General features: G+C 68.0%; 26 protein-coding genes, 1 tRNA gene and 1 pseudogene. 14 read left to right on the plus strand and 14 right to left on the minus strand.

Going from position 1 to position 23170, the window contains the following annotated elements; genetic code table 11:
- The first annotated feature begins 5 nt into the window (after window positions 1–5).
- The 4 genes from arsS to ACFPPA_RS03255 are packed head-to-tail and all read left to right on the plus strand — an operon-like array spanning window position 6 to window position 3455.
- Complete coding sequence (arsS, locus tag ACFPPA_RS03240) at window positions 6–986, plus strand: arsenosugar biosynthesis radical SAM (seleno)protein ArsS (protein ID WP_377317226.1); 981 nt, start codon at window positions 6–8, stop codon at window positions 984–986.
- Complete coding sequence (locus tag ACFPPA_RS03245; RefSeq protein ID WP_377317228.1) at window positions 983–2047, plus strand: methyltransferase domain-containing protein; 1065 nt, start codon at window positions 983–985, stop codon at window positions 2045–2047. The genes arsS and ACFPPA_RS03245 overlap by 4 nt, the downstream gene beginning before the upstream one ends.
- Entirely contained in the window at window positions 2038–2766 is a 729-nt protein-coding gene (locus ACFPPA_RS03250) for a TIGR04283 family arsenosugar biosynthesis glycosyltransferase (RefSeq protein ID WP_377317230.1), read from the plus strand. Before ACFPPA_RS03245 ends, ACFPPA_RS03250 begins: the two co-directional genes overlap by 10 nt.
- On the plus strand, window positions 2763–3455 hold the full coding sequence (locus ACFPPA_RS03255) for a TIGR04282 family arsenosugar biosynthesis glycosyltransferase (RefSeq protein WP_377317232.1): 693 nt from the start codon (window positions 2763–2765) through the stop codon (window positions 3453–3455). Before ACFPPA_RS03250 ends, ACFPPA_RS03255 begins: the two co-directional genes overlap by 4 nt.
- A gap of 12 nt (window positions 3456–3467) precedes the next feature.
- Here the strand turns inward: ACFPPA_RS03255 and ACFPPA_RS03260 are convergent, their stop codons facing one another.
- From ACFPPA_RS03260 to ACFPPA_RS03280, 5 genes are read right to left on the minus strand one after another with little or no spacing between them, the layout of a single operon-like run.
- Complete coding sequence (locus ACFPPA_RS03260; protein WP_377317234.1) at window positions 3468–4256, minus strand: sterol desaturase family protein; 789 nt, start codon at window positions 4254–4256, stop codon at window positions 3468–3470.
- Between the two features lie 58 nt (window positions 4257–4314).
- Window positions 4315–5379 carry an ACR3 family arsenite efflux transporter gene (gene arsB / locus ACFPPA_RS03265; protein ID WP_377317236.1) on the minus strand — a complete coding sequence of 355 codons (1065 nt, stop codon included), beginning with the start codon at window positions 5377–5379 and terminating at the stop codon, window positions 4315–4317.
- Window positions 5369–5878: an arsenate reductase ArsC gene (locus ACFPPA_RS03270; protein ID WP_377317238.1), complete on the minus strand. Its 510-nt coding sequence runs from the start codon at window positions 5876–5878 to the stop codon at window positions 5369–5371. The genes arsB and ACFPPA_RS03270 overlap by 11 nt, the downstream gene beginning before the upstream one ends.
- 7 nt (window positions 5879–5885) lie before the next feature.
- Entirely contained in the window at window positions 5886–6368 is a 483-nt protein-coding gene (locus tag ACFPPA_RS03275) for an ArsI/CadI family heavy metal resistance metalloenzyme (protein ID WP_377317240.1), read from the minus strand.
- Complete coding sequence (locus tag ACFPPA_RS03280) at window positions 6365–6706, minus strand: ArsR/SmtB family transcription factor (RefSeq protein WP_377317242.1); 342 nt, start codon at window positions 6704–6706, stop codon at window positions 6365–6367. Before ACFPPA_RS03280 ends, ACFPPA_RS03275 begins: the two co-directional genes overlap by 4 nt.
- 366 nt (window positions 6707–7072) lie before the next feature.
- On the opposite strand from ACFPPA_RS03280, the gene ACFPPA_RS03285 reads away from it, so the two are divergent.
- Together ACFPPA_RS03285 and ACFPPA_RS03290 are read left to right on the plus strand one after the other, a co-directional pair.
- Window positions 7073–7336, plus strand: a complete 264-nt coding sequence (locus tag ACFPPA_RS03285) for a type II toxin-antitoxin system RelE/ParE family toxin (RefSeq protein ID WP_377317244.1) — start codon at window positions 7073–7075, stop codon at window positions 7334–7336.
- Between the two features lie 35 nt (window positions 7337–7371).
- A pseudogene (locus ACFPPA_RS03290) lies at window positions 7372–7650 on the plus strand (addiction module antidote protein); the annotation flags it as partial.
- Between the two features lie 328 nt (window positions 7651–7978).
- Here the strand turns inward: ACFPPA_RS03290 and ACFPPA_RS03295 are convergent.
- From ACFPPA_RS03295 to ACFPPA_RS03305, 3 genes are all read right to left on the minus strand, one after another.
- Window positions 7979–8263: a 2-hydroxyacyl-CoA dehydratase gene (locus ACFPPA_RS03295; protein WP_377317246.1), complete on the minus strand. Its 285-nt coding sequence runs from the start codon at window positions 8261–8263 to the stop codon at window positions 7979–7981.
- A 69-nt stretch (window positions 8264–8332) separates the two neighbouring features.
- Window positions 8333–9712, minus strand: a complete 1380-nt coding sequence (locus tag ACFPPA_RS03300) for a cation:proton antiporter domain-containing protein (RefSeq protein ID WP_377317248.1) — start codon at window positions 9710–9712, stop codon at window positions 8333–8335.
- A gap of 486 nt (window positions 9713–10198) precedes the next feature.
- On the minus strand, window positions 10199–10891 hold the full coding sequence (locus ACFPPA_RS03305; RefSeq protein WP_377317250.1) for a hypothetical protein: 693 nt from the start codon (window positions 10889–10891) through the stop codon (window positions 10199–10201).
- A 384-nt stretch (window positions 10892–11275) separates the two neighbouring features.
- On the opposite strand from ACFPPA_RS03305, the gene ACFPPA_RS03310 reads away from it, so the two are divergent.
- Window positions 11276–12025 (plus strand): hypothetical protein, encoded by a 750-nt coding sequence (locus ACFPPA_RS03310; protein ID WP_377317252.1) that lies wholly within the window; start codon window positions 11276–11278, stop codon window positions 12023–12025.
- A gap of 161 nt (window positions 12026–12186) precedes the next feature.
- Here ACFPPA_RS03310 and ACFPPA_RS03315 read toward each other — a convergent pair.
- The 5 genes from ACFPPA_RS03315 to ftsY form a co-directional block, all read right to left on the minus strand.
- A tRNA-Phe gene (locus ACFPPA_RS03315) sits at window positions 12187–12262 on the minus strand.
- Window positions 12263–12343: 81 nt separating this feature from the next.
- Window positions 12344–12622: an oxidative damage protection protein gene (locus ACFPPA_RS03320; RefSeq protein ID WP_377317254.1), complete on the minus strand. Its 279-nt coding sequence runs from the start codon at window positions 12620–12622 to the stop codon at window positions 12344–12346.
- Between the two features lie 70 nt (window positions 12623–12692).
- On the minus strand, window positions 12693–13739 hold the full coding sequence (mutY, locus tag ACFPPA_RS03325; protein WP_377317256.1) for an A/G-specific adenine glycosylase: 1047 nt from the start codon (window positions 13737–13739) through the stop codon (window positions 12693–12695).
- Window positions 13736–14800 (minus strand): AsmA family protein, encoded by a 1065-nt coding sequence (locus ACFPPA_RS03330; RefSeq protein WP_377317258.1) that lies wholly within the window; start codon window positions 14798–14800, stop codon window positions 13736–13738. Before ACFPPA_RS03330 ends, mutY begins: the two co-directional genes overlap by 4 nt.
- Window positions 14801–14823: 23 nt before the next feature.
- Entirely contained in the window at window positions 14824–15966 is a 1143-nt protein-coding gene (gene ftsY, locus ACFPPA_RS03335; RefSeq protein ID WP_377317260.1) for a signal recognition particle-docking protein FtsY, read from the minus strand.
- A gap of 74 nt (window positions 15967–16040) precedes the next feature.
- Between ftsY and rsmD the strand changes: the two genes are divergently transcribed.
- The 7 genes from rsmD (at window position 16041) to ACFPPA_RS03370 (ending at window position 21785) form a co-directional block, all read left to right on the plus strand.
- The gene (gene rsmD, locus ACFPPA_RS03340; protein ID WP_377317262.1) at window positions 16041–16625 is read left to right on the plus strand and encodes a 16S rRNA (guanine(966)-N(2))-methyltransferase RsmD; all 585 of its coding nucleotides are present in this window, start codon (window positions 16041–16043) and stop codon (window positions 16623–16625) included.
- Window positions 16626–16670: 45 nt separating this feature from the next.
- Window positions 16671–17210 carry a pantetheine-phosphate adenylyltransferase gene (gene coaD / locus ACFPPA_RS03345; RefSeq protein ID WP_377319434.1) on the plus strand — a complete coding sequence of 180 codons (540 nt, stop codon included), beginning with the start codon at window positions 16671–16673 and terminating at the stop codon, window positions 17208–17210.
- Window positions 17203–17703, plus strand: coding sequence for a hypothetical protein (locus tag ACFPPA_RS03350; RefSeq protein ID WP_377317264.1), 501 nt, complete (start codon window positions 17203–17205; stop codon window positions 17701–17703). The genes coaD and ACFPPA_RS03350 overlap by 8 nt, the downstream gene beginning before the upstream one ends.
- A gap of 162 nt (window positions 17704–17865) precedes the next feature.
- The gene (locus tag ACFPPA_RS03355; protein ID WP_377317266.1) at window positions 17866–18126 is read left to right on the plus strand and encodes a YfhL family 4Fe-4S dicluster ferredoxin; all 261 of its coding nucleotides are present in this window, start codon (window positions 17866–17868) and stop codon (window positions 18124–18126) included.
- Window positions 18123–19871 carry a gamma-glutamyltransferase gene (gene ggt / locus ACFPPA_RS03360; protein ID WP_377317268.1) on the plus strand — a complete coding sequence of 583 codons (1749 nt, stop codon included), beginning with the start codon at window positions 18123–18125 and terminating at the stop codon, window positions 19869–19871. Before ACFPPA_RS03355 ends, ggt begins: the two co-directional genes overlap by 4 nt.
- A 7-nt stretch (window positions 19872–19878) precedes the next feature.
- Complete coding sequence (locus ACFPPA_RS03365) at window positions 19879–20751, plus strand: MBL fold metallo-hydrolase (RefSeq protein ID WP_377317270.1); 873 nt, start codon at window positions 19879–19881, stop codon at window positions 20749–20751.
- On the plus strand, window positions 20751–21785 hold the full coding sequence (locus ACFPPA_RS03370) for a TMEM43 family protein (protein ID WP_377317272.1): 1035 nt from the start codon (window positions 20751–20753) through the stop codon (window positions 21783–21785). Before ACFPPA_RS03365 ends, ACFPPA_RS03370 begins: the two co-directional genes overlap by 1 nt.
- A gap of 94 nt (window positions 21786–21879) precedes the next feature.
- Here ACFPPA_RS03370 and ACFPPA_RS03375 read toward each other — a convergent pair whose 3' ends face one another.
- Window positions 21880–23157: an EAL and HDOD domain-containing protein gene (locus ACFPPA_RS03375; RefSeq protein WP_377317274.1), complete on the minus strand. Its 1278-nt coding sequence runs from the start codon at window positions 23155–23157 to the stop codon at window positions 21880–21882.
- Window positions 23158–23170: the final 13 nt, after the last annotated feature.

A 23170-nucleotide genomic window follows, 5' to 3' on the forward strand; every position in this document is an offset into this window, starting at 1 on the left:
TTCAAGTGAACGCCGTCATCGCCCCTGCACGACCATCGTTTGCGCGAACCCTGCGCTCGCACGGGCTGGCTTTGCCGCGCATGCCGCTGGAGATCCTGCAGGTCAACGTGGGCAAGCTGTGCGACCTGGCCTGCCAGCACTGCCATGTGGAAGCGGGGCCCAAGCGCACCGAGATCATGCAGGCGGCCACGGTCGAACGCCTGCTCGCGTTGCTGGCCGGCGCGCCGGCCATCCATACCGTGGACCTCACCGGCGGCGCGCCGGAGATGAACCCGCATTTCCGCACCCTGGTGCGCGGCGCACGCGCGCTGGGCAAGACCGTGATCGACCGCTGCAACCTCACCGTGCTGTTCCGCCCCGGCCAGGAAGACACCGCCGATTTCCTCGCGGCGCAGGGTGTCAAGGTGGTCGCTTCGCTGCCGTGCTACACCAAGGCCAACGTCGAGCAGCAGCGCGGCCAGCATGTGTTCGATCCCAGTCTGCGTGCGCTGCACCAGCTCAACGCGCTCGGCTACGGCCAGGCGGACTCGGGGCTGGAACTGGACCTGGTCTACAACCCGCTGGGCGCCACGCTGCCGCCGTCGCAGCTGGCGCTGGAGGCGACCTACCGGCGCGAGCTGGCCGAGCACTTCGGCATCGTGTTCAACCGCCTGTTCACCATCACCAACATGCCGATCAAGCGCTTCCTGCATCTGCTCGAGCGCGAGGATCGCTACGACAGCTACATGCAGACCCTGCTCGACGCGTTCAATCCGCAGGCGGCGCTGGGCGTGATGTGCCGCAACCTGCTCTCGGTGGACTGGCGCGGCCAGCTGTACGACTGCGATTTCAACCAGGCGCTGGAGTTGCCGCTGGGCGGCCACCGACGCAGCCTGTGGGATATCGCATCGCTCACCGACATCGAGCGCGAACCGATCGCGTTCGCCGATCATTGCTATGGCTGCACCGCCGGCGCGGGCAGCTCCTGTGGAGGCGCACTGGCATGAACATGGAACACGACACGGCAACGAGCGCCGAGGCCCAGCAGTCGGCCGTGCGCAGCTACTACGGCGAAACCCTGCAATCGAGCGGCGACCTGCGCACCACCGCCTGCTGCAGCATCGACGCGATGCCCGAATACCTGCGCGCGATCCTGGCCCGGCTGCATCCGGAAGTGCGCGACCGCTTCTATGGCTGCGGCTCGCCGCTGCCGCCGGCGCTGCACGGCAGCACCGTGCTCGACCTCGGCTGCGGCAGCGGTCGCGATGCCTACCTGCTGTCGAGCCTGGTCGGCGAGAGCGGCCGGGTGATCGGCGTGGACATGACCGCGCAGCAGCTCGACGTGGCCACGCGCCATCGCGAGTTTCATGCGCAGACGTTCGGCCACGCGCGATCCAATGTCAGCTTCCATCTGGGCGACCTGGCCGATCTGGCCGCGCTCGGCATCGCCGATGCATCGGTCGACGTGGTGGTGTCCAACTGCGTGCTGAACCTGGTGCCGGACAAACGCCGCGCGTTCGCCGAGATCATGCGTGTGCTCAAGCCCGGCGGCGAGCTGTATTTCTCCGATGTGTTCAGCGATCGCCGCCTGCCGCGCGAACTGCTGGCCGATCCGGTGTTGCTGGGCGAGTGCCTGGCCGGCGCGCTGTACGTGGAGGATTTTCGCCGGCTGATGGACGAGCTCGGCGTCGCCGATGCGCGGGTGTGCGCACGCAGCCCGATCGAGCTGACCGATGCGGCGATCGAGCGGAAGATCGGCTTTGCCCGCTTCGAGTCGATCACCTGGCGTGCATTCAAGCTGCCGCTGGAGGACCGCTGCGAGGATTACGGCCAGGTCGCGACCTACCTCGGCGGCGTGCCCGAGCATCCGCATCGCTTCGCGCTGGACGATCACCATCTGTTCGAGCGCGACCGGCCGATGCTGGTCTGCGGCAACACCGCCGACATGCTGGCCGGCAGCCGTTACGCGGCCCATTTCCGCATCGACGGCGACAAGCGCCGGCACCATGGCCTGTTCGACTGCGCGCCGGCAGTCGCGGCGCCGGGCGCGGCGGCGGCTTGCTGCTGAGCACGGTGGACGACGTGGCGAGCGGGCGGACGCAGCGTGGCTTGTCGGTGATCGTGCCGCTGGCGCCCGCTGAAACCGAGTGGGCGGAACTCGTGCGGCAGCTGGCCGGGCTGCCCGCGGGCAGCGAGGTCATCCTGGTGGCGGCGGACGACACGCCGCGGCCGACGCCGGAAGGCTGGCCGTCGCCGCTCGACTATCGCGTCTGTCGCAGTCCTGCCGGTCGCGCCCGCCAGCAGAACCTGGGCGCCAGCGTGGCCCGCGGCGAGTGGCTGTGGTTCCTGCACGCCGACTCGCGCCTGCGCCGCGAAACCGTGCCCGCCTTGCAGCGCTTCATCGCCCGCGGTGAGGAGGCGCTGGGCTGGTTCACGCTGGCGTTTCGCGACGACGGCCCGCGCTGGACGGCACTGAACGCCGCCGGCGCGAACTGGCGTGCACGCTGGCTGGGCCTGCCGTTCGGCGATCAGGGCTTGCTGCTGCCGCGGCATCGCTTCCAGGCGCTGCACGGTTTCGACGAGCAGCTGGCTTGCGGCGAGGATCACCTGCTGGTGTGGGCCGCGCGCCAGGCCGGGCTGCCGCTGCGTCACGTTCCCGCTGTGCTGGAAACCAGCGCGCGCAAATATGCCCGGCACGGCTGGCTGATCACCACGCTGCGGCACTGGCGACTCACCGCGCTGCAGGCGTGGCCGGCCTGGCGCGCCTCGCACCGGTCCCGGCCATGACGGCGGCGCTGGCGATCTTCGTCAAGACGCCGGGGCTGTCGCCGGTGAAGACGCGTCTGGCCGCCAGCCTGGGGTCGGCCGCCGCCACCTGTTTCCATCAGCTGGCCGCGGCCGCCACCGCGGCGGTGGCCGCCCGTTGCCAACCGCTGCTGACGCCGTACTGGGCGATTGCCGAAGCCGATCCGGCCGCAGCCGCGATCTGGTCGGGTTTCGCCTCGTTGCCTCAGGGCGAGGGCGACCTCGGCGAGCGCCTGCACAACGTCTATGCGCAGCTGCAGGCGCGGCATGGCCGGGTGCTGCTGATCGGCGCCGACGCGCCGCAGCTCACGCCCTCGCTGCTGCAGGCGGCCGTCGACGCGCTGCGCGACGACGGCGCGCCGTTCGTGATGGGCGAAGCCAGCGACGGCGGCTTCTGGCTGTTCGGCGGGCGGCAACCGATGCCGCGCGAGGTCTGGACCTCGGTGCGCTATTCGCAGCCACGGACCGCCGCCGAATTGCGCGAGCGGCTGGCGCCGCACGGTGGCGTGGCGCAGGTGCCCACGCTCACCGATGTGGACAGCGCCGCCGATCTGCCGGTGCTGCTCGAGGCGCTGGCGGCGCTGGTCGAACCCGTGCCGGCGCAGCGATTCCTGCATGACTGGCTGCGGCTGACGCTCGGCCGGGTCGAGCCGTCCGTGGCGCGCGGATGATGCCGGCCTGACTCAGCGGTTCTTGCGCAGCGGCTGCAGCAGCAGGCTGGGCAGGCGCTGGGCCGCGGCATCGCGAAATACCTCCAGGCCCAGCGCCATGGTCGGCTGCGGCTGCCGCGGCGCCGCGCGGTAGCTGCCGAACAGGCGATCCCACCACGAGACATGGAAGCTGAAATTGCTGTCGTGTTCCTCGCGCAGCACCGAGTGATGGATGCGGTGCATGTCCGGCGTCACGAACACCCAGCGCAGCCGGCGCTCGAGCGGGGGCGGCAGGTCCAGGTTGGCGTGGGTCAGCAGGGCGAAGCTGCTGAGCACGATCTCGAAGGCCGCCACCACGATGGGCGCGACGCCGAGCAGCAGCACGGCGGCAATCTTGATCCCCATCGACAGCAGGATCTCCAGCGGGTGGAAGCGCACGCCCGAACTGACATCGAGGCTGAGGTCGGTGTGGTGCACCCGGTGCAGCCGCCACAGCCAGCCGACCCGATGCATCAGCCGATGCTGCGCGTAGATCAGCAGATCCAGCGCCACGAAGCCGAGCACCGCCGCCGACCAGGCCGGCATGCGTGCTTGATGCAGCAGGCCGACATCATGCGCCTGCGCCCACAGCGCGGCGTCCACCGCCAGCCACGGCAGCAGCAGGCGCAGGCACAGCGCGTTGATCAGGCCCAGCCCGAGATTCACCGACCAGCGCTGCCGCCGGCGCGGCTGCTGGATGTGCCGCGGCCAGCGCCATTCGGCGAGGCCGAGCAGGGCCAGCAGGGCGAGGAACAGCGCGAGTCTGAAGGTGGTCTCTTGCATGGAGTGAGGCGGGTCCGTGGCCCACCGGGCAGGGTCGTCGCGGCCCAGTATCCGCCGTTTACGCAGGCTCCGGCTCGAACCAGTGGCCGGTGCGGTTGACCATGTACACCACCGACAGCATCACCGGTACCTCCACCAGCACGCCCACCACCGTGGCCAGCGCCGCGCCCGAGCGCAGTCCGAAGATGCTGATCGCCGCCGCCACCGCCAGCTCGAAGAAGTTGCTGGCGCCGATCAGCGCGGCCGGACCGGCCACGCAATGCGGCACCTTCAGCCAGCGGCTGAGGCCGTAGGCGATGGCCGCGTTGAGGTAGACCTGGATCACGATCGGCACCGCCAGCAGCGCGATGATCAGCGGCTGGCGCAGGATCGCCTCGCCCTGGAATCCGAACAGCAGCACCAGGGTCGCCAGCAGCGCCGCGGTCGACCATGGATCGAGCCGGTGCAGGGTCGCTTCCAGCGCGGCCTGGCCGCGTCGGCGCAGCAGCCAGCCGCGCCACAGCTGCGCGATGATCACCGGCACCACGATGTACAGCAGCACCGACAGCAGCAGCGTGCCCCAGGGCACGTGGATCGACGCCACGCCCAGCAGCAGGGCCACGATCGGCGCGAACGCGACCACCATGATGGTGTCGTTCAGCGCCACCTGGGCCAGGGTGAAATTCGGCTCGCCGCCGCACAGCCGCGACCACACGAACACCATCGCCGTGCACGGCGCGGCGGCCAGCAGGATCAGCCCGGCGATGTACGCGTCGTGCTGGTCGGCCGGCAGCCAGGCAGCGAACACGTGGCGGATGAACAGCCAGCCCAGCAGCGCCATCGAGAACGGCTTGATCGCCCAGTTCACCAGCAGGGTGATGCCGATGCCGCGCACCTGGCGGCGCACGCCGGCCAGCTGGGCGAAGTCGACCTTCAGCAGCATCGGCACGATCATCAGCCACACCAGCCCGGCCACCGGCAGGTTGATGTGCTGCAGCTCGGCCGCCGCCAGCGTCTCGAACACCGCGGGAAACAGATGGCCGAGCGCGATGCCGGCGACGATGCACAGCGCGACCCAGACGCTCAGGTAGCGGGCGAAGAACGCGATGCGCGGCAGCGCGGGCGCGGCCGGTTCAGTGCTCATGCGCGCGTTCCGTTTCGCCGATCGCGCGCAGCTCGCGCTGGGTGGCCAGCCGGTCGAGCTTGTCCAGCGGCAGCGCCAGCAGCAGGTCGATGCGTCGGCGCAGCATCATCCACGCCGACTGGAACGCGTGCCGGCGTTCCTGCTCGCTGCCCTGGACGGCGGCCGGGTCGGGGATGCCCCAGTGCGCGGTCACCGGATGGCCCGGCCAGATCGGGCAGACCTCGCCGGCGGCGTTGTCGCAGACCGTGATCACGATGTCGATCGGCGGCGAGTCGGGCCGGGCGAACTCGTCCCAGCTCTTGCTGCGCAGCGGCTCCTGGTAGCCGATGGAGCGTGCCAGCTCCGCCGCGATCGGCTGCACCGTGCCGCTGGGAAAACTGCCGGCGCTGAAGGCATGGAAGCGGCCTTCGCCCAGCACGTTGAGCATCGCCTCGGCCATCACGCTGCGGGCGGAGTTGCCGGTGCACAGGAACAGGACGTTGAAGATTCGGGTCGACATGGCGATCTCAGCAGCAGCCGGTGGCGGCGTTCGGGCCGCAGGCAGCGGCGGGCGCGGTGGCGGCGGCCGGGCCGCAGCAGGCGCCGCCCTTGCCGGTGGTCGCGGCGTCGGTGGCGTCGTTATAGGTGGTCGCTTCGCCCAGCGTGCGGAAGCTTTCCCAGCGCACGCCTTGCGGATCCTCGGCCCAGAACTTGTCCGAACGCGCGTAGCAGCAGTTGGTTGCCTTTTCCGCCAGCGCCACGGCATCGGCGGACTGCAGCCGCGCACCGATCGCGGCGAGCTCGGCATCGTCCTCGACCTGCAGGCCCAGGTGATCCACGCCGGCCGCGCGGCCGCGCTGCGAGATCGCGAAGTTGATCCGCGGGTCGTCCAGCATCCACTTCGCGTAATCGGACTTGAGCACGCTGGGCGGCGTGCCGAACAGGGTGGTGTAGAAGCGGATGCTGCTGTCGAGCTGATCGACGTTCAGGTGCACATGGAAGCGTTTCATCGGGATCTCCCGGCGGGTTTGCAGGTGGAGGCGGGCGCGCAGTCGGCGGTGGCCGAACCCGCGCAACAGTTCTCGGTGAGGAAGCCGAGCAGGGTATTCATTTGCGGATAGTTCGCGCGGCACTGGATCACCCGCCCGCGCCGCTCGTCGCTGACCAGGCCAGCGCGACGCAGGATGTGCAGGTGGTTGGTCAGGGTGGCCCCGGCCAGTCCGGTCGCCGCGGCCAGTTCGCCCACGGCCATGCCGTCCTCGCCCGCCTGCACCAGCAGGCGAAACAGGTTCAGGCGATGCTCCTGGGCCAGCGCGTTGAGGCAGGCGAGTGCGTCAGTTGATTTCATATTTCCAGAATTATGGAAATATTAGAAAGAGTCAAGCCCCCGATCTGACCAAGCGTGCGCCGTGTGTCCTGGATCAGTTTCCGAGCCGTCGCCGAGCGCGCCTCGGCCCCACTGAGGCTGTTCGACAACCGTTTTGACATTCGTATCCATATGGATACAATGATCGGGTGAACACCGTCCAGCAGTCCGGTGAATTCAGGGAGTGGCTCAAAGGTCTGAGGGACCAGACTGCGAAGGCCAAGGTATTGGTGCGCATCAAGCGGCTCGCCGAAGGCAATCAGGGAGGCTGTCGGGCTCTGATCGGCCGGTCTGCGAATCCGCCTGCGCGATCCATATTTCCGCCGCTTCTTGCCCCATAGAACCACTATGGGTCGGCGAATCGTCGAAAATCTGTTTTCGCGCAGCCGAATTCTCGCCTCGACCATCAAAGCCCGACAGCCTCCTGGCGACGCAAAGCACTTCGACGGTATCAGCGAACTGCGTATCGACTACGGTCCGGGCTACCGGATCTACGTCGCCAGGAAAGGAAAGACGTTGTACCTGTTGCTGTGCGGCGGCGATAAGTCGAGCCAGCAAAAGGACATCGAAAGAGCAAAGAAGATACTGGCCGCAAGTTCTTCGCCAGCGTAGTGCCCAGACAGGTAATACCAGGAAAGGAGTGTGTCATGTCCACCAAATTCTCGGCGTTCGATGCTGCCGAGTATCTCGACAGTGACGAAGCCATTGCCGCATATCTCAACGAGGTCATTGAAGAGAACGATTCGGACCTGTTTCTATCCGCGCTCGACGACATTGCGCGCGCGCGGAGCATGAGCAAGGTGGCTGAAGATAGCGGTCTTGGCCGCGAAAGCCTCTACAAGGCGCTGCGCCCCGGCGCGAAACCGGGCTTCGTAACAATCTCGAAGATCATGGGTGCCCTCGGCGTGCGGATGGTCGTCAAGCCGGCCAAGGCCAAGGTCAAGCGCAGCACCATCGCGAAAACAGCCAAGGCTGCACCCAAACCTCGCCAGGCAAAGGCACGCGTCAGGGCTTGATCTTGCGCTGTCCTGTCGCCCGCGCAGCGCTGGCCCCGGCGCTTTTTTCTCTCGCGTTACCGACCAGCTCGGCGCGGCAGCGTGTGCGCAACCCTCGCGGGCACGACAACGCACAAGTTGCGCATCGAGGCACGCCTATGGGAGCTGCCGCGAACGAGGTGGGTGGTACGCCGGTGCTTGCTGAAAGCGGTGTGGACAGTGCATGCCGGCGCGATTCGGGCGTCGGTGCAAAACCGGCCTAGGACGTCTTGCGCGTCCGCCGCGGTTTCGCCTGGGCCGCCGCGATCAGCTCCTGCAGGTAGGCGATGCCTTCTTCCTCGGGAAAGAACGCCACCACGTCCGCCACGGTCAGGTCATGGCGCTTGCGCAGCCCGAGGAATTCCTCGCGTGCCATCGCCAGGCGCTGGGCCGCGGCGGCTTTCTTGCCCAGCGGCTTGGCCGCCGGCGGCTGCTTTTCCACCTTGCGCTCGAGTCTGGCCAGTTCTTCCTGGAACTGGCGGAAGTCGTATTTCGAAGAGGTCATGGATGCAGGGAAGTGTCAGGAAGAGGCCGGATTTTCGCACATGGCGCGCCGGCGCATGCGTGACCGGCTTCAGCCAGCCTCGGCGTCGGCGTCGCGCGCGTTCATCCGCGCGTGGCGCCAGGCCATCAGCGGCGGCGCGGTCATGCCATGCACCAGGATGCTCAGCACCACGATGGTGACGGCGATCTGCGCGGCCAGCATGGCTTGCGTCTTGTCCAGGCCGTGGGTGAGCGCATAGGCCAGATAGTTCAGCGTGCCGATGCCGCGGATGCCGATCCAGCCGATCAGCAGGCGGCGCGACTGCGGTGCCTTTGAGCCGAGCATGCCGATCCATACCGACACCGGTCGCACCAGCAGGAACAGCGCGGCGGCCATCAGCACGCCCTCGAGGCTCCAGTAGCGCGCGCAGGCCACGCCCGCCAGCAGCACCAGCGACGAGGCGATCAGGCGCTCCAGCGTGTCGCCGAACGACAGCGCATCGGACACCATCAGGCCCACCGAGGCGGCCGGATGGTCGGCGCTGTCGCTGTCGCGGCGGTTCGGATTGATCAGCACCTCGGCGGGTGGATGGATGCCGTCGCCGCCGCTTGCCGCGTCCGCCTCGGTGAACTGCGGATGCGGATGACGGGAGACCACGTAGAGCTCGGCGCTGCGCAAACCCAGCCCGGCGGCGAACGCGGCCAGGAAGCCGGAGGCCGAGATCGCCTCGGCACCGGCATAGGCCAGCGCCATCAGGGCCAGCGCCAGGAAGTCGCTGGGCGCGACATCCCGGGACGCGCTCTTCAGCCGCGAGCCCAGCAGGCCGACCAGCCAGCCCAGCCCGAATCCCAGCGACAGGCCGGCCGCGAACCCCCACAGCACGCCCACCAGCAGCCAGTGCAGCGTCACCGAGGCGGTCAGCGCGCCGTCGGGCGACGCGATCATCATCAGCGCCAGCAGCAGGAACGGCAGCGCGAAGCCGTCGTTCAGGCCCGCCTCGCCGGACAGCGCCACCCGCATCTGGTCGGCGTCGCGCGCATCGTCCACCGCCACGATGCTGGCCAGCACCGGATCGGTCGGCGCGATCAGCGCGCCGATCAGCAGCGACATGCCCCACGACTGGCCCAGCCAGCCGTGCGCGATCGCGCTGACCCCGGCCACGGTCAGCAGCATGGCGGGAAACGCGAGGCGGATCGCGTCCCGCCACGCGGGATCGCGAAAGCGCAGGCGCAGCTTCAGGCCGGTGATGAACAGCGAAACCACCAGCGCCATCTCGGTGAGGTTGGCCAGCCACGCGCCGTAGCCGCGCAGATCGATATGCACCAGGTCCAGCCCCCACGGCCCCACCACCACGCCCGCCACCAGGTAGATCGCGAAGTTGGTGATCGGAAAATCGCGGATCCACCCCGACAACAGCGAAGTCAGCAGCAGCAAGCCGCCGATGGCGGCGATCCAGGCAACAGAGTGCATGAGTGTCCCTTGAAACATGGATGGAGCCGATGCCGCCGGCGGAAGCCGCGCAGACGAGCACGACCGAGACGCGCCAGCCGACTCATGGCGCCGGCGCGAGGGGCAGTCTGGCATGGTGGGGATGAATGCTTGGTGGCGGCTGAATGGTTACCTGATCCTCGCCTACGCACGGCCCGATGTCTTTGGCTGCATCGAATGCACCCACAATCACCGGATGCGACGCAGGGCCGGGCTTCGATACCGGGCAGGTCCAATCATAGGGCCGAAGTGTCTACCAGAGTCGGGCAAGTCCATGGTCTTAACTCAACTGTTCGCGAAAACGGGGTGGAACCCGGTTGCGACGATCCCGACGAGCTGGTGTTCGAAACGCAAGCCCACTACCTGCACCGGTATCGTTTGCTGCTGCCCGCAGAGCATCGCGCCCGCCCCGTGGAACCGTACCCGCACCCGCTGCGCGTCGAGCCAATACCCTGATTCGCTCGACAGTTAACCTAATGGCCCCATTATCTTTTCCAACTCGGCGAACATCCGCGAATTTGAATCGACGACGCCGGCTACGAATCGTTCTCTGTCAAATGGCAAATGCAATTCTTGGCGTACATGTTCGATCAGGCTGGATATCAGCGGCGGGAATGCCGCAACTTCGTTCCTCCAAAGTCGTGCGATTTCCCTAATCGCATCTAGGTCGTTGCGTTCCTCTAATGCGCCGCGGGCCGCGATCAATCGGATATAGATGGTACCGAGCAAGGTCTGGACTTGTCGTGCCGCCTCAAGCGTTTCATCCGCCGCGACCGCTTGAAGCTTGGCGATCGCGCCGCCCGATTGTGCAAGTGTGTTCCGCGTATTTTCCTGAAGGTCGTGGATCGAAAGCTGCAAATCGACGAACGCGGCCAGCGCCAGATAATTGTTTTGAATGGCTGGCGCAACTTCCAAGAACACTTCTCGTTTCAAGTTCAGGCGCAGCGTTTCTCGTTCGTTTTCGCGATGATTTTCGAGTGCCTTTTGATCTTTTCGACGTTCAGCTTTTCTCGCCTTGCGATCCTTTCGTCGTGCCTCGCGTAGTGCCCAATAGAAAAGCCCTAAGGTCACGGCTTGGGTAAGCAGTATCGTCCACAAAGCAGAATGGTCAGCCGGCGCTGGTGCGGCTTGAGCGATGACGGATATCCAAGACGTTAGCATCACAGTACGATTCCCCGATTGCGTGTGAGCATTCTATGGCGTTACAGGCCGCCAATGCTTTTACTGTGCGCCGTGGTGGCCGCCGCATGGCATCTATGTGTGACGCCTACACGATGGTGTGTTGTTCGCCGCCACCTCGCACGCTAGGCAGCGGGCGGGCTGAGGCCGCCTCGCGAGTCAGGCCCAGCCGGCAGGAGTCGGGCCCGAGCCGGCTGAGGAGGGTCATCGAACCGATGACTGGGGTGCAGTGCATGCAGGCTGCTCTGTTACCTGGTGACTGCAAAGCTCCGGCAACCCCGGAGCTTTTTCTTTGCGCCGTTCACCCGATCCGGGCACGTGGCGTGCTGGCCTGACCCTATCGAAAGGAATGCTAGGCTTGCCGGTATGTCGTCCCTCTTGAATCTCGACTTGCCCGACGAGTGGCCCGACGCCTTGAAGGCCACGCTCGCCGACGTGCGCCCCGTCATGCGCGCGTGGGAGCTGGACTTGCCGACAAAGAGTGCCGCCGACTTCGATCCCGCGATCACTGCGCTCGGCAACGCACTGCGCCTGTACTCCGTCCGTGGGTGGCACTGCACGCGCCTGACAGAAGACGAGGCGGTCACAGTGCAGAGGGACGGTTTGGCTCCCTTGAGTGCCGATCTGATCGAACGGCGTATCGCCACCCAAGTGCAGCGCGGCACATTGCCGGCGGCTGTGGGCGACATTTTGCGCGCTGGGCATCAAGGTTCCGCGCACAACCGCGCCGGCATGATCTGGTTTTGTTTCTTCCCGCCTTGCGAAGTTAGCGAAGGTGGCCTCTATCGCCTGTTGAGTTATTGGGGTGGTGAGGCGATGTATTGGGCACACGAGGCGGACGCGACCGTCGCTTCTGCGTTGCGCCAGCTTGGCGCGCCGTGCATCGTCCAGGCCGCTGTGCCCGTGGCTTGGCTGTCGGGTACGTTCTCGGCGGCAATGTCCATTGCGCGTCGCGATCTGATCCACCACGGCGAAGTTGTCGATGAGCCTGTTCGATTTGAGGCGCATGCAACGTGCGCGATCCCCGGCGACTGCGTGGAGGCAGTGCATCGGTTCCCCGACGCGCGCTTCATTGCGCTGTCTGGCTGCGACACTTGGCGTACCTCGTTGCGGTAGGCGAATGCCTGCGCGCGCCCGGCAGCGCATCGGCGCATGCTGGTGACGCGGTGAATACGTCCTGCGCATGCTGCCCGTGGACATGCCGCAATTTACCGGACGCGGGCCGGACCCAACGAAAAAGGCCACCCGGTGAGGGTGGCCCAAGACGTTGCTATGCATGGTGGCCGGGGACGGAATCGAACCGCCGACACGGGGATTTTCAATCCCCTGCTCTACCAACTGAGCTACCCGGCCGGAAACTGGCAACCACTGGCGACCGCGGGGGCTGCCGATGTTGCGTGGAGCCGCGCATTAGACCGAATGCGCGGCGCTTCGTCAAGACTCGGGGTCGGGCGGGGTGAAGCCGGCGGCCTGGGCGACGTCGCCGCCGAACAGGAAATGTTCCATCTGTTCGGCGAGGTATTTCCGCGATTTCGGGTCGAGCGGGTTGAGCCGGTATTCGTTGATCAGGGTGGTCTGGTGGGCCAGCCACTGCTGCCAGGCGGGCTTGGAAATCTCCGCGTAGATGCGCTGGCCGAGCGGGCCGGGCCAGGGGGCGAAATCGAGGCCTTCGGCGTCGATGTCGAGCTTGCTGCAATGGATGGTGCGGCTCATGGTCGGGTTCCTTGTCGGCGCGTCCGGGTCGGGCGCGGCCGGGGTGAGGGGTGCAGTCTGCCGCATGCGCTCAGTGCGTGTCGTTGATCTGCAGCAAGAGTGTGCGCACGGGCGCGGGCAGGCCCAGCGCGTTCAGCTCGTCGGCGCTGCACCAGCGCAACTGCGGATTATCGGCGATGCCGTGCTGGGCTGTCGCCCGATCGAACAGCAGCGGTTCGATGTTCAGCCGGTAGTGGCTGAACACGTGGGTGAACGGGGGCAGCGTCTGCGCGTCGTCGATCCGCGCATGCTGCTGGGCGAGGCGCCAGGCGCCATCGGGGTCGGTCGCTTCGGGCAGGCTCCACAGGCCGGACCAGACGCCTTGCGGGCCGCGCCGTTCCAGCAGCACGCGGCGGTGGCTGTCGCGCAGCACCAGCATCACGGTGGCGCGGGTGGGGATTTTCTTCGTCGCCTTGCGCCCGGGCAGTTGCGCGGTGAGATCGTCGCGCCGGGCGACGCAGTCGGCGGCCAGCGGGCAGGCCTCGCAGCGCGGGCTTGAACGCACGCACACGGTGGCGCCCAGGTCCATGATCGCCTGGGTGTAGTCGGCGACGCGGGCGGACGGCGTATGCGCTTCGGCGTGCAGCCACAGCTGCTTCTCCACCGCGGCCTGGCCGGGATCGCCGTGGATGCCGTGGTAGCGGGTGAGCACGCGCTTGACGTTGCCGTCCAGGATCGGGAAGCGCAGGCCGTGCGCCTGCGCCAGGATCGCGCCGGCGGTGGAGCGGCCGATGCCGGGCAGCGCGATCAGCGCGGCGAGCTCGCGCGGCAGCTCGCCCTCGTGCTGCGCCACGCAGAGTTGCGCGGCGCGGTGCAGGAAGCGTGCGCGGCGGTAATAGCCGAGCCCGGACCACAGCGCCAGCACGGTGTCCTCGTCGGCGGCGGCGAGGTCGCGCAGGGTCGGCAGCGCGCCGACGAAACGCTCGAAGTAAGCGACCACGGTGGCGACCTGGGTCTGCTGCAGCATCACCTCGGACAGCCACACCCGGTACGCCTCGCGCGGGTGTTGCCACGGCAGGTCGGTGCGGCCGTGCTGGTCGAACCAGCGCAGCAGGCGGCGGGCAAACGTGTTGCTCATGGCCGGGGCGTGCCGGCCGGTTTCGCGGTGGCGGGGGCGCTGCTGGCCGGGGCCGGCACGCTGTCGCCGGCCTGCAGGGTGAGCCCCTCGATATGGACGCTGCCGGTGTCGATCGTGGCGATCTGCGCCGAACCGCTGCCCGGCGGCACGGCCAGCTGCGGCTGCTGCGGGTCGCCGAGCCGGCTCCACCAGCGCGCCAGCGCCAGCGGCGGCAGGCGCAGGTCGGCGTGGTTGTCCGGGCCGTCGAGTTTCAGCGCCAGCAGCAGCGGGTTGTCCTGGTCGGCCGGGGTCAGCACCAGCGAGATGTCGTACTGCCCGGCATCGGCGTGATCGAGCTTGCCGACGAGCCGGGCCGAGGCGTCCGCCGCACCATGCCAGTGCGCGCTGCCTTCGAGCGCCAGCGTCGTGGTGCCGTCCTGGGACAGGTGCAGGGCGATCGCGTTGAGCTGCAGGATGTTGCCTTCGATCCGCGGCGTGGCGGACAGCCGCAGCCGCCACGGCACGCCGCCCACCGTGGCGGACAGGTTGAGCGGGAACGGCTCGTCCGAGATCAGGTTGCCGGCATCGAGCGAGACGTTGTCCAGCAACACGGCGTTGCCGCGCACCAGACTGCCATGCGTGATGCTGACCCCGGTCTCGATGCGCGGAATGTTCGGCGGGCGGCCGGCGGGCTGCGCGGGCAGGGCGGACAGCCAGGCCTGCAGCGCATCCAGGTCGACCCGCGGCGAGTCGATCTGCAGTTGCGATATCACGGTGGGGCCGCCCAGCAGGGTGCGCCACGGCAGCGCCAGCTGGCCGCGGGCGGCGAGCAGGATCGGGACGTTGGCGCCCTCGGCACTGAGCGTGATGCCGCTGAGGTCGAGCGCCGGGCGCGGGAACAGGGTCGGGCTGGCCGGGCTGGCCAGGTTCAGCTCCAGCCCGGCCGCTTCGGCCTGGGTCTGCAGCATCGCGGTGAAGCGCTCGGGTTGCAGCAGCAGGTAGACCGCGATCACCGCGGTGAGCACCAGCGCCAGCCCGAGGCCGCCGAGGGTCAGCAGGATCAGTCGCAGTCGGCGCGACATCGACTCAGGCCCGCCGGCGCGATTCAGTCATGGCCGCTTTCCCCGCCGCCGAGGCTGGCCGGCAGCAGGCCGTCGACGAAGGCCTCGGCCTCGAACACGCGCAGGTCGGTGGCGGTTTCGCCCAGCCCGACATAGCGGATCGGCAGGCCGAACTCGCGCGCCAGCGCGAACACCACGCCGCCCTTGGCGGTGCCGTCCAGCTTGGTCACGACCAGCCCGGTGACGCCCACGATCTGGCGGAACTGGCGGACCTGGTTGACCGCGTTCTGGCCGGTGGTGCCGTCGATCACCATCAGCACCTCGTGCGGCGCGTCGGCGTCGATCTTCTTCAGCACGCGGGCGATCTTGCCCAGTTCGTCCATCAGCCCGCCCTGGGTGTGCAGGCGCCCGGCGGTGTCGGCGATCAGCACGTCGATGCCACGCGAACGCGCCGCCTGCAGGGCGTCGAAGATCACGCTGGCGGCGTCGGCATCCTGGCCCTGCGAGATCACCGGCACCTGGTTGCGCTCGCCCCAGGTCTTGAGCTGCTCGACCGCGGCGGCGCGGAAGGTGTCGCCGGCGGCCAGCATCACCGCCTGGCGTTCGTCGCGCCAGCGACGGGCCAGCTTGCCGATGGTGGTGGTCTTGCCGGCGCCGTTGATGCCGACGACCAGCACCACGAACGGCTTCCTGCCGCGCACGTCCAGCGGCCGTTCGACCGGCTTGAGCAGGGCGACCAGCGCCTGGCGCAGGGCGGCCAGCAGGGCCGGGGCGTCGGCGAACTCGCGCTTGTGCATGCGCCTGCGCAGGTCCTCGACCAGCTCGGTGCTGGCCTCGACCCCGACGTCGGCGGTGATCAGGGTGGTTTCCAGCTCGTCGAGCAGCTCGTCGTCGAGCCGCGGATGGCGCACGAACAGGGTGCTGAGCCCGCGCGCGAACGAGTTGCCGGACAGGCGGTCGCGCCAGCTGCGCCTGGCCGCGGCGGGCGGCTCGGCCACGGCGGCGGGCGCGGCCGGCGCCGGCGCGTCGGCCGGCGGGGTTTCCACCCGTGTCGGGGCGGCCGGCGCCGGCGATTCGTGCATCGGTGCCGGGTCGCGGGCGTCCGGCGCGGCAGCGTCGGCCGGCGTCGCGTCGGCGGGTTGCTCCGACCCCTTCCCGGCGGGCTTTTTCTTCCAGAACTTGAGCATTGCGGCCGTGATTCAAAGACAATGGGCGGCATGCTAACACTCCAACCTGTACTGGCCGCTGAGGAACGGCGGCCTTGAGCGGCGTCCGCGGCAAGCCGCCCGGGCGCATCCGCATCATCGGCGGCAGCCTGCGCAATTCACGGCTCGACGTGCCCGAGCTGGCGGGCCTGCGGCCGACCGCCGAGCGGGTGCGCGAGACCCTGTTCAACTGGCTGGCGCCGGTGATCGACGGCGCCCGCTGCCTGGACCTGTGCGCCGGCACCGGGGCGCTGGGGATCGAGGCGCTGTCGCGCGGGGCGGCCAGCGTGCAGTTCGTCGAGCGCGAGCCGCGTTCGGCCCAGGCGCTGCGCGACAACCTGGCGCGGCTGGGGCTGGGCGCCACCGGCCGGGTGGCCGCGGTCGATGCGGCCGCGTTTCTCGCGGCGGCGCCGCAGCCGCAGGACCTGGTGTTCCTGGACCCGCCGTTCACGCTGGGGCTGTGGTCCGGGCTGGCGCGACAGCTGGAGCAGGGCGGCTGGCTGGCCGCGCGGGCATGGATTTACGTGGAATCGCCCCGTGGCGGCGTGCTCGAACTGCCGCCCACCTGGCAACTGCACCGGGAGGGCCATGCCGGCGAGGTGCGCTTTGCTCTCTATCGGCGTGCGCTTCCGTTAAGCTAGGGTCAATTCCGCAGCCGCTGACGCTTTCGTCTCGTGAGAAAACCTTTGGGCAATCCGCGCCTGGCCGTCTACCCGGGCACCTTCGATCCGATCACCAATGGCCATACCGACCTGGTGACGCGCGCGGCTCCGCTGTTCGACCGGGTGATCGTGGCGGTGGCCGACAGTTCCACCAAGGGCCCCGGCTTCAGCCTCGGCGAGCGGATCAGCCTGGCGCGCATGGCGCTGGCCGACCTGCCGAACGTGGAGGTGCGCGGCTTCGATTGCCTGCTGGCCACCTTCGTCGAGGAAATCGGCGCCGGCGTGATCATCCGTGGCCTGCGCGCGGTATCGGATTTCGAATACGAGTTCCAGCTGGCCAGCATGAACCGCCACCTGATCCCGCAGGCGGAAACGCTGTTCCTGACCCCGGCGGAACAATACAGCTTCATATCCTCGTCGCTGGTACGCGAGATCGGCCGCCTCGGTGGCGACATTTCCGGTTTCGTGCATCCCGCGGTACAACAGGCCATGCGTCAGCGCTGGCACAAGGGCCGGACTGGCCCAAACAAGCAACCCGAAACGGAAGGTGATAACCATGCGTAAATTTGCTCTCATTGTTGTCGTGGCGCTGACCGCCTGCCTGGGCCTGAGCGCCTGCGGCAAGCACGAAGAAGATCAGTCGACCGCCCAGCAGGCACAGCAGGCGCCGAAGCCGACCGATCCGAGCGACTCCAAGGCGTGGGGCGCCTACCTCGGGCAGATCGTGCAGAACAACATGCAGGGCATGCGCGCGAACCAGCCTTATGCCTACATGGTCACCGCCGGCCTCACCGACGACACCAAGGCGCAGAACGACCGCCAGCTGCAGAGCGTGCAGGACACCGTCGCCCGCGGCGTGCTGCCCGGCAACCTGCTGGCCTTCGGCGGCCCGGATTCGACCAAGACCGCCGACCTGGTCATCGAGGCGTTCAAGGATGCCAAGCCCGGCTCGTTCAAGGACGTGATCATCCTGTTCATCGGCGACAAGGCCGACGAGCAGCGCGTGACCGACGCCCTGAAGCCGACCGGCGCGACGATCCGCTTCGTCCAGATGTAAGGATGCAGGTGGCCCTCCGCGACGGCAGCGCCGGCGCGGAGGGCCACATCGGCCTCTCTCCCACGACGTGAGGCCGATGGTTCGAAGCCGGTTGCGGCGAAGCCCCAGCCGGCTGGTGCGCCTTTCCGGGGCGCCCCTCCCCAGCATGTAGTATCGACTGCCATGTCCCTGAAAATCCTCGATACCTGCGTCAACTGCGACGTCTGCGAACCGGCTTGCCCGAACAAGGCGATCTCGCTGGGCGAGGAGTACTACGTGATCGATCCGGCCCTGTGCACCGAGTGCGTCGGCCATTACGACGAGCCGCAATGCGTGGTGGTCTGCCCGGTCGAATGCATCATCAGCGATCCCGGGCACGTCGAGTCGACCGCGCAGCTCGAGCTGAAATATCGCCACCTGATGGCCAAGGAGTCCGCGGCATGAGCTTTTCCCCGAACTGGCGTCGACTGTGGTCGGCGCTGTTGTCGTTGGGCCTGGTGTTGCTGGCGGGAACCGCGGCGGCGGCCGACGGCGCGCCGAAAACGGCGCCCGCGCGAGTCATGCTGGTGCCGCCGATGCGGCTGCGCCCGCCCGGCCACGCGGCGATCGCCAGCGCGAATTTCCTCGCCACCAACGCCGGCTTCGAAGTGCTGGACAAGGGCGGCAACGCGTTCGACGCGGCGGTTGCAGTGGCCGCCGCGCTGTCGGTGGTGGAGCCGGAGAGTTCCGGCATCGGCGGCGGCTTCATGGCCGTGCTGCATCAGGCGAAGGATGGCCATGACGTCTTCATCGACGCGCGCGAGACCGCGCCCGCGGCCGTCAACCGCAAGGATTACCTCAAGCCGGATGGCAGCCCGAACCGCGACGCGGCACTGAAAGGCCCGCTGTCGGCCGGCATTCCCGGCGAGCCGGCCGGGCTGGTGCTGATGGCCGAGCGCTACGGCCGGCTGCCGCTGCAACAGTCGCTGGCCCCGGCGATCCGCCTCGCCCGCGACGGCTTCAAGCCGGATCCGCGCCTGCGTGGCGCGATCGCGGGCGTGCAGCAGGATCTGCGGCGCTGGCCGGCCTCGGTCGCCAAGTACCTGCCCGGCGGCAAACCGCCGGCGGAGGGCGTGCTCTGGCGCGACCCGGAGCAGGCGCGCACGCTGGAGCAGATTGCCGCACACGGCAACGACGGCTTCTATCGCGGCGCGACGGCACGCAAGCTGGTCGCCGCGGTGCATGCGGCCGGCGGCAACTGGACGCTGGCCGACCTGGCCGGCTACCGCGCCAGGGAGCGCACCCCGATCGAGGTGAACTACCGCGGCTATCGCATCATCACCGCACCGCCGCCGTCCTCCGGCGGCGTGGCGATCGCCGAGATCCTCAACATCCTGTCCGGCTACGACCTGACGAAGATGGGCCGGGCGGAGCGTGTGCACTACATCGTCGAGGCGATGCGCCGCGCATTCCGCGACCACAACGATTATCTGGGCGATCCGGACTTCGTGAAGATGCCGCTGGACATGCTGCTGTCGCCGTACTACGCCGACGGCCTGCGCCAGGGCATCCTGCCCGACCGGGCCACGCCGTCGTCGATGCTGCCGCGCGCCCAGGCGCACGAGCCGGGCATGCACACCACGCATTTCTCGATCATCGACGCCGAAGGCAACATGGCGGCGGTGACCTCCACGGTGAACTACACCATGGGTTCCAACTTCGTCGCCGCCGGTACCGGCGTGCTGCTGAACGACGAGATGGACGATTTCGCGCTGGTGCCGAACAAGCCGAATGTGTACGGCCTGCTCGGCAGCGTGGCGAATGCGCCCGAGGGCGGCAAACGCATGCTGTCGTCGATGTCGCCGAGCATCGTGATCGGGGCCAACCGCGTCGCCGTGATCGGCTCGCCCGGCGGCTCCACCATCATCACCCAGGTGCTGGAAGGGATCCTGCATTTCATCGACGGCGAAAATGCGCAGCAGATCGTCGCGGACAAGCGCTTCCACCACCAGTACCTGCCGGACATGGTGATGGTGGAGAAGGACACGTTCGATCCTGCCACCAGCGCCACGCTGACCGACATGGGCTACACGCTCAAGCAGCATGAATCGTGGGGCTTCATGAACGCGATCACCTGGGACCGCAAGACCAACAAGCTCGATGCGGCCAGCGATCCGCGCCATCCCTCGGGCCTGGGCAAGGTGCAGTAGGGCACGCATGGAACTGTTCTCGATCCTCGGCAATTCGCAGCGACTGGATGGCGGCGCGATGTTTGGCAATGCGCCGAAGGCGCTATGGTCGCGCTGGATCGTGCCGGATGAGCAGAACCGCATTCCGCTGGCTTGCCGCTGCCTGCTGGTGAAGGATCTGGACGGCCGCAACGTGCTGTTCGAGACCGGCATCGGGGCGTTCTTCGAGCCGGCGTTGCGTGAGCGCTATGGCGTGGTCGAGCCCGGGCATGTGTTGCTCGATTCGCTGGCGGCGGTCGGCCTGGGCCATGAGGACATCGACGTGGTGGTGCTCTCGCACCTGCATTTCGACCATGCCGGCGGCTTGCTGGCGGCGTGGGAAGAGGGCAGTCCGCCGCGCCTGCTGTTTCCGAACGCGCGCTTCGTGACGGGTGCCGAACACTGGCGCCGTGCGCAGCATCCGCATCCGCGCGACCGCGCCTCGTTCATCCCCGAGCTGCCGCCGCTGCTCGAGGCCAGTGGCCGGCTGGAACGGGTCGAGGGCGAATACTCGCAGACGCTGGGCAAGGCCGTGCGCTTCAGTTTTTCGGACGGCCATACGCCGGGGCTGATGCTGGCCGAAGTCGCCGGCGTGGTGTTCTGTGCGGACCTGATTCCCGGCCGTTTCTGGGTGCACTTGCCGATCACCATGGGCTACGACCGCTGGCCCGAAAAGCTGATCGACGAAAAACGCGTGTTTCTGGAGGACAAGCTGGCGCGGGACGTGCGCCTGTTCTTCACCCACGATCACGATTGCGCGCTGGCGCGGGTGACGCGCGACGAGCGGGGCCGCTTCGGCACGGCCGACGAGCAGCCCGTGCTGCAGGGCATGCCCGCGCAGCCGTCGGCGGGGGTGGTGTGATGGATTTGCACAAGGGACTGTCCATGCGCTTGCTGGCGCTGAACGTCGTCGGTGCCGTGCTGGTCCTGGCCGGCGTCGGGCTGGTCGCAATGACTGCACGCGGCCTGCTCAATTATCGCCAGGCAGCGAGCCGGCACGGTGGCGAGGTGATCGAGCTCGGCGCGGATGCCCAGCCGCAGGCCGGTCAGCACGGTTTCATGGCGCGCGTCGTGGGAACCCCGCGCGTGGTCGAGGCGCCGCGCGACGCGGAGTTCAACCTGCGGGTGGACTCGCCGGTGCTGGTGCGCCACGTCGAAATGTTCCAGTGGCGCGAGATCGACATCGGCGGCAACGTGCACTACGAGCTGGACTGGGTGGACCGGCCGGTCGATGCCAGTCATTTCGTCAATCCGCGCGGGCACATGAATCCGGGCAGCTTTCCGCTCAGCGGCAAGCAGTTCGACGCCGGACTGGTGCAGATGGGTGGATTCAGGCTGGGGCCGGTATTGATACATGCGCTGCCCGGTTCGGCCCGGGTCACGCCGGATTCCGCGGCACTGCCGGAAAATCTCGCGGCCAGTTTCAGCCGCTACCACGACTACCTGGTGACCAGTGCCCATCCGGGCGACCCGCGGTTGGGCGATGTCCGGGTGAGCTGGGACGAAGTGCCGCTGCAGCAGGTGACCATCGTGGGACGCCTCGACGGCGACCGCCTGGTGGCGGCGGCTGACGCCGGCGACGGCAAGGGCTACAGCGTGCAGGTTGGCGACGTGTCGCTGCTGAACATGTTTCCGGATCTGCCGGTGCCGCCGGAGTTCGCGCTGACTTGGCGGATTCTGGCCGTGCTGCTGGCCACGCTGGGCGCCTACGTGCTGCTCTCCACGCAGCGTCGCCGGCGTGACGGCCTGCTGGCGCTGGGCCTCGGTGCGCTGGTCGTCGGAAGTGTGGCCAGCGTACTGTGGCTGGGCGGCGGCGCGCCCAACCTGGGCGGCTGGCTCGCGGTCACGCTGGCTGGCCTGCTGCTGGTCGGGTGGCGGCTGCGTCGTCCCGACTGAGCGGGCCATCCACGATGGCTCACTTCCGCTTCATGCGATCGATTGCCGGGCCGATGTCGCGGCCGCAGCACGCGCGGCTGACCGCGCCGAACGGTTACTCGGCGACTGTCTTGCCATTGGCGCTGGCAAAGACCTCATCCGCCCATTGCGTGGCTTCCATGTAGACGGTGGCCATCCGCTGGATACGCAGCGGAGGCACCTGCGCACTGGTCAGCTCGCCGGCTTCCCAGGCGAGGATCTGCTGCAGCAACGGTCCGAACGGGCCACCGCGACCGGTCAGCGCGTCGCTGATTTCGGGGGCCAGCCGCAGATGGGTCAGCAGGAAATCCATCGGCGCGCACATCAGCGTATCGAGCAGCGAGAACAGGCCCACGGTGAATGCCATTTCCCCCTGGCCCTTTCCGGCGCACAGCTTTTCGCACATCTGGGCCCGGATCAGGGCCGCACGCAGCAGCTCCGGCGGACGATCGTCCATGCCGCACAGCGCCATCGTGTCGATCCAGTTGCGCATGCGCTTGACGCCGAAGAAGATCGCCGCCTGTTCCACCGATTTCAGCTGCCGCGGCAACGCGAAATAGGCCGAGTTGACGCAGCTGAGCAACTTGTAGCTGAGCACCGCATCGGTGCGGATGATGTTGCCGATCTCCACCGGGCCGGGATTGCTTTCCTGCAGCAGGCTCATCAACCGCAGCATGCTCAGGCGACTGGCGGTCAGTACCGGCACCTCGATCGGCTGCGGAATCAGAAGATAGCGTCCCTGGATCGCCTGCAGCGGGAGTTGCAGGCAGCGTTCGTAGGTGGGGTGGTCGTTGACCTGGTCGGCCACGACGCGGATACCACGCGTATGGAAATGCTCGGCGCGTTCCTGCAGCCGTTCCGGCGTCAACCGGCTCGCATCGAGGCGCACGAACTGGACCATCTGCAGCAGGGTTTCGAGCGGCAGGCTTGCTTCCAGATCGATGTCGCCCGCGTCGATCATGAACTGGCAGCCGCGCTCCGCCATCTTCTGCAGGCGCTTCATCAGCGCCGCGTCGTCGGCCACGTGCGGTTGAAGCACCACGCCGAGGCGAGGCTGATGCAGCAGCACGTCGGAGTCCTCCGGGAGCAACTCGGCCGGCATCTTCAGAAACGCGCGGTTGCCGCGCACGAGGCGGTTCAGCGCGCCATCGGTCACCGTGGACAGCACCCGCTGCAGGAACGATTCGTCGCCGCCGACTTCGCCATGAAAGACGATTTCATAGGCGAACAGCTGGCGTTCGCGATCGAGCATCGGCACCCGCAGCACCGGCAGCGGCAGCGGAAGAACTATCCCGTCGGGGCCCGGGATGGCAGCCGATGCGGAGGTGCTTGCGGAGGCGTTTGGGTTGCTCATGATCAATCATCGC

Source organism: Rhodanobacter ginsengisoli, from assembly GCF_042657065.1.
GTDB classification, from domain to species: domain Bacteria; phylum Pseudomonadota; class Gammaproteobacteria; order Xanthomonadales; family Rhodanobacteraceae; genus Rhodanobacter; species Rhodanobacter ginsengisoli.

Bases quoted from the DNA above. Each gene is read 5' to 3' on its own strand.
- ACFPPA_RS03260 (WP_377317234.1), bottom strand. From the start codon at position 4,256: ATGCAAGAGACCACCTTCAGACTCGCGCTGTTCCTCGCCCTGCTGGCC.
- ACFPPA_RS03275 (WP_377317240.1), bottom strand. From the start codon at position 6,368: ATGAAACGCTTCCATGTGCACCTGAACGTCGATCAGCTCGACAGCAGC.
- ACFPPA_RS03245 (WP_377317228.1), top strand. From the start codon at position 983: ATGAACATGGAACACGACACGGCAACGAGCGCCGAGGCCCAGCAGTCG.
- ACFPPA_RS03375 (WP_377317274.1), bottom strand. From the start codon at position 23,157: ATGAGCAACCCAAACGCCTCCGCAAGCACCTCCGCATCGGCTGCCATC.
- arsB (WP_377317236.1), bottom strand. From the start codon at position 5,379: ATGAGCACTGAACCGGCCGCGCCCGCGCTGCCGCGCATCGCGTTCTTC.
- ACFPPA_RS03270 (WP_377317238.1), bottom strand. From the start codon at position 5,878: ATGTCGACCCGAATCTTCAACGTCCTGTTCCTGTGCACCGGCAACTCC.
- ACFPPA_RS03295 (WP_377317246.1), bottom strand. From the start codon at position 8,263: ATGACCTCTTCGAAATACGACTTCCGCCAGTTCCAGGAAGAACTGGCC.
- ACFPPA_RS03310 (WP_377317252.1), top strand. From the start codon at position 11,276: ATGTCGTCCCTCTTGAATCTCGACTTGCCCGACGAGTGGCCCGACGCC.
- ggt (WP_377317268.1), top strand. From the start codon at position 18,123: ATGAGCTTTTCCCCGAACTGGCGTCGACTGTGGTCGGCGCTGTTGTCG.
- ACFPPA_RS03255 (WP_377317232.1), top strand. From the start codon at position 2,763: ATGACGGCGGCGCTGGCGATCTTCGTCAAGACGCCGGGGCTGTCGCCG.
- ACFPPA_RS03355 (WP_377317266.1), top strand. From the start codon at position 17,866: ATGTCCCTGAAAATCCTCGATACCTGCGTCAACTGCGACGTCTGCGAA.
- ACFPPA_RS03285 (WP_377317244.1), top strand. From the start codon at position 7,073: ATGGGTCGGCGAATCGTCGAAAATCTGTTTTCGCGCAGCCGAATTCTC.
- ACFPPA_RS03350 (WP_377317264.1), top strand. From the start codon at position 17,203: ATGCGTAAATTTGCTCTCATTGTTGTCGTGGCGCTGACCGCCTGCCTG.
- ftsY (WP_377317260.1), bottom strand. From the start codon at position 15,966: ATGCTCAAGTTCTGGAAGAAAAAGCCCGCCGGGAAGGGGTCGGAGCAA.
- ACFPPA_RS03320 (WP_377317254.1), bottom strand. From the start codon at position 12,622: ATGAGCCGCACCATCCATTGCAGCAAGCTCGACATCGACGCCGAAGGC.
- ACFPPA_RS03370 (WP_377317272.1), top strand. From the start codon at position 20,751: ATGGATTTGCACAAGGGACTGTCCATGCGCTTGCTGGCGCTGAACGTC.
- ACFPPA_RS03365 (WP_377317270.1), top strand. From the start codon at position 19,879: ATGGAACTGTTCTCGATCCTCGGCAATTCGCAGCGACTGGATGGCGGC.
- ACFPPA_RS03280 (WP_377317242.1), bottom strand. From the start codon at position 6,706: ATGAAATCAACTGACGCACTCGCCTGCCTCAACGCGCTGGCCCAGGAG.
- mutY (WP_377317256.1), bottom strand. From the start codon at position 13,739: ATGAGCAACACGTTTGCCCGCCGCCTGCTGCGCTGGTTCGACCAGCAC.
- ACFPPA_RS03300 (WP_377317248.1), bottom strand. From the start codon at position 9,712: ATGCACTCTGTTGCCTGGATCGCCGCCATCGGCGGCTTGCTGCTGCTG.
- ACFPPA_RS03330 (WP_377317258.1), bottom strand. From the start codon at position 14,800: ATGTCGCGCCGACTGCGACTGATCCTGCTGACCCTCGGCGGCCTCGGG.
- ACFPPA_RS03305 (WP_377317250.1), bottom strand. From the start codon at position 10,891: ATGCTAACGTCTTGGATATCCGTCATCGCTCAAGCCGCACCAGCGCCG.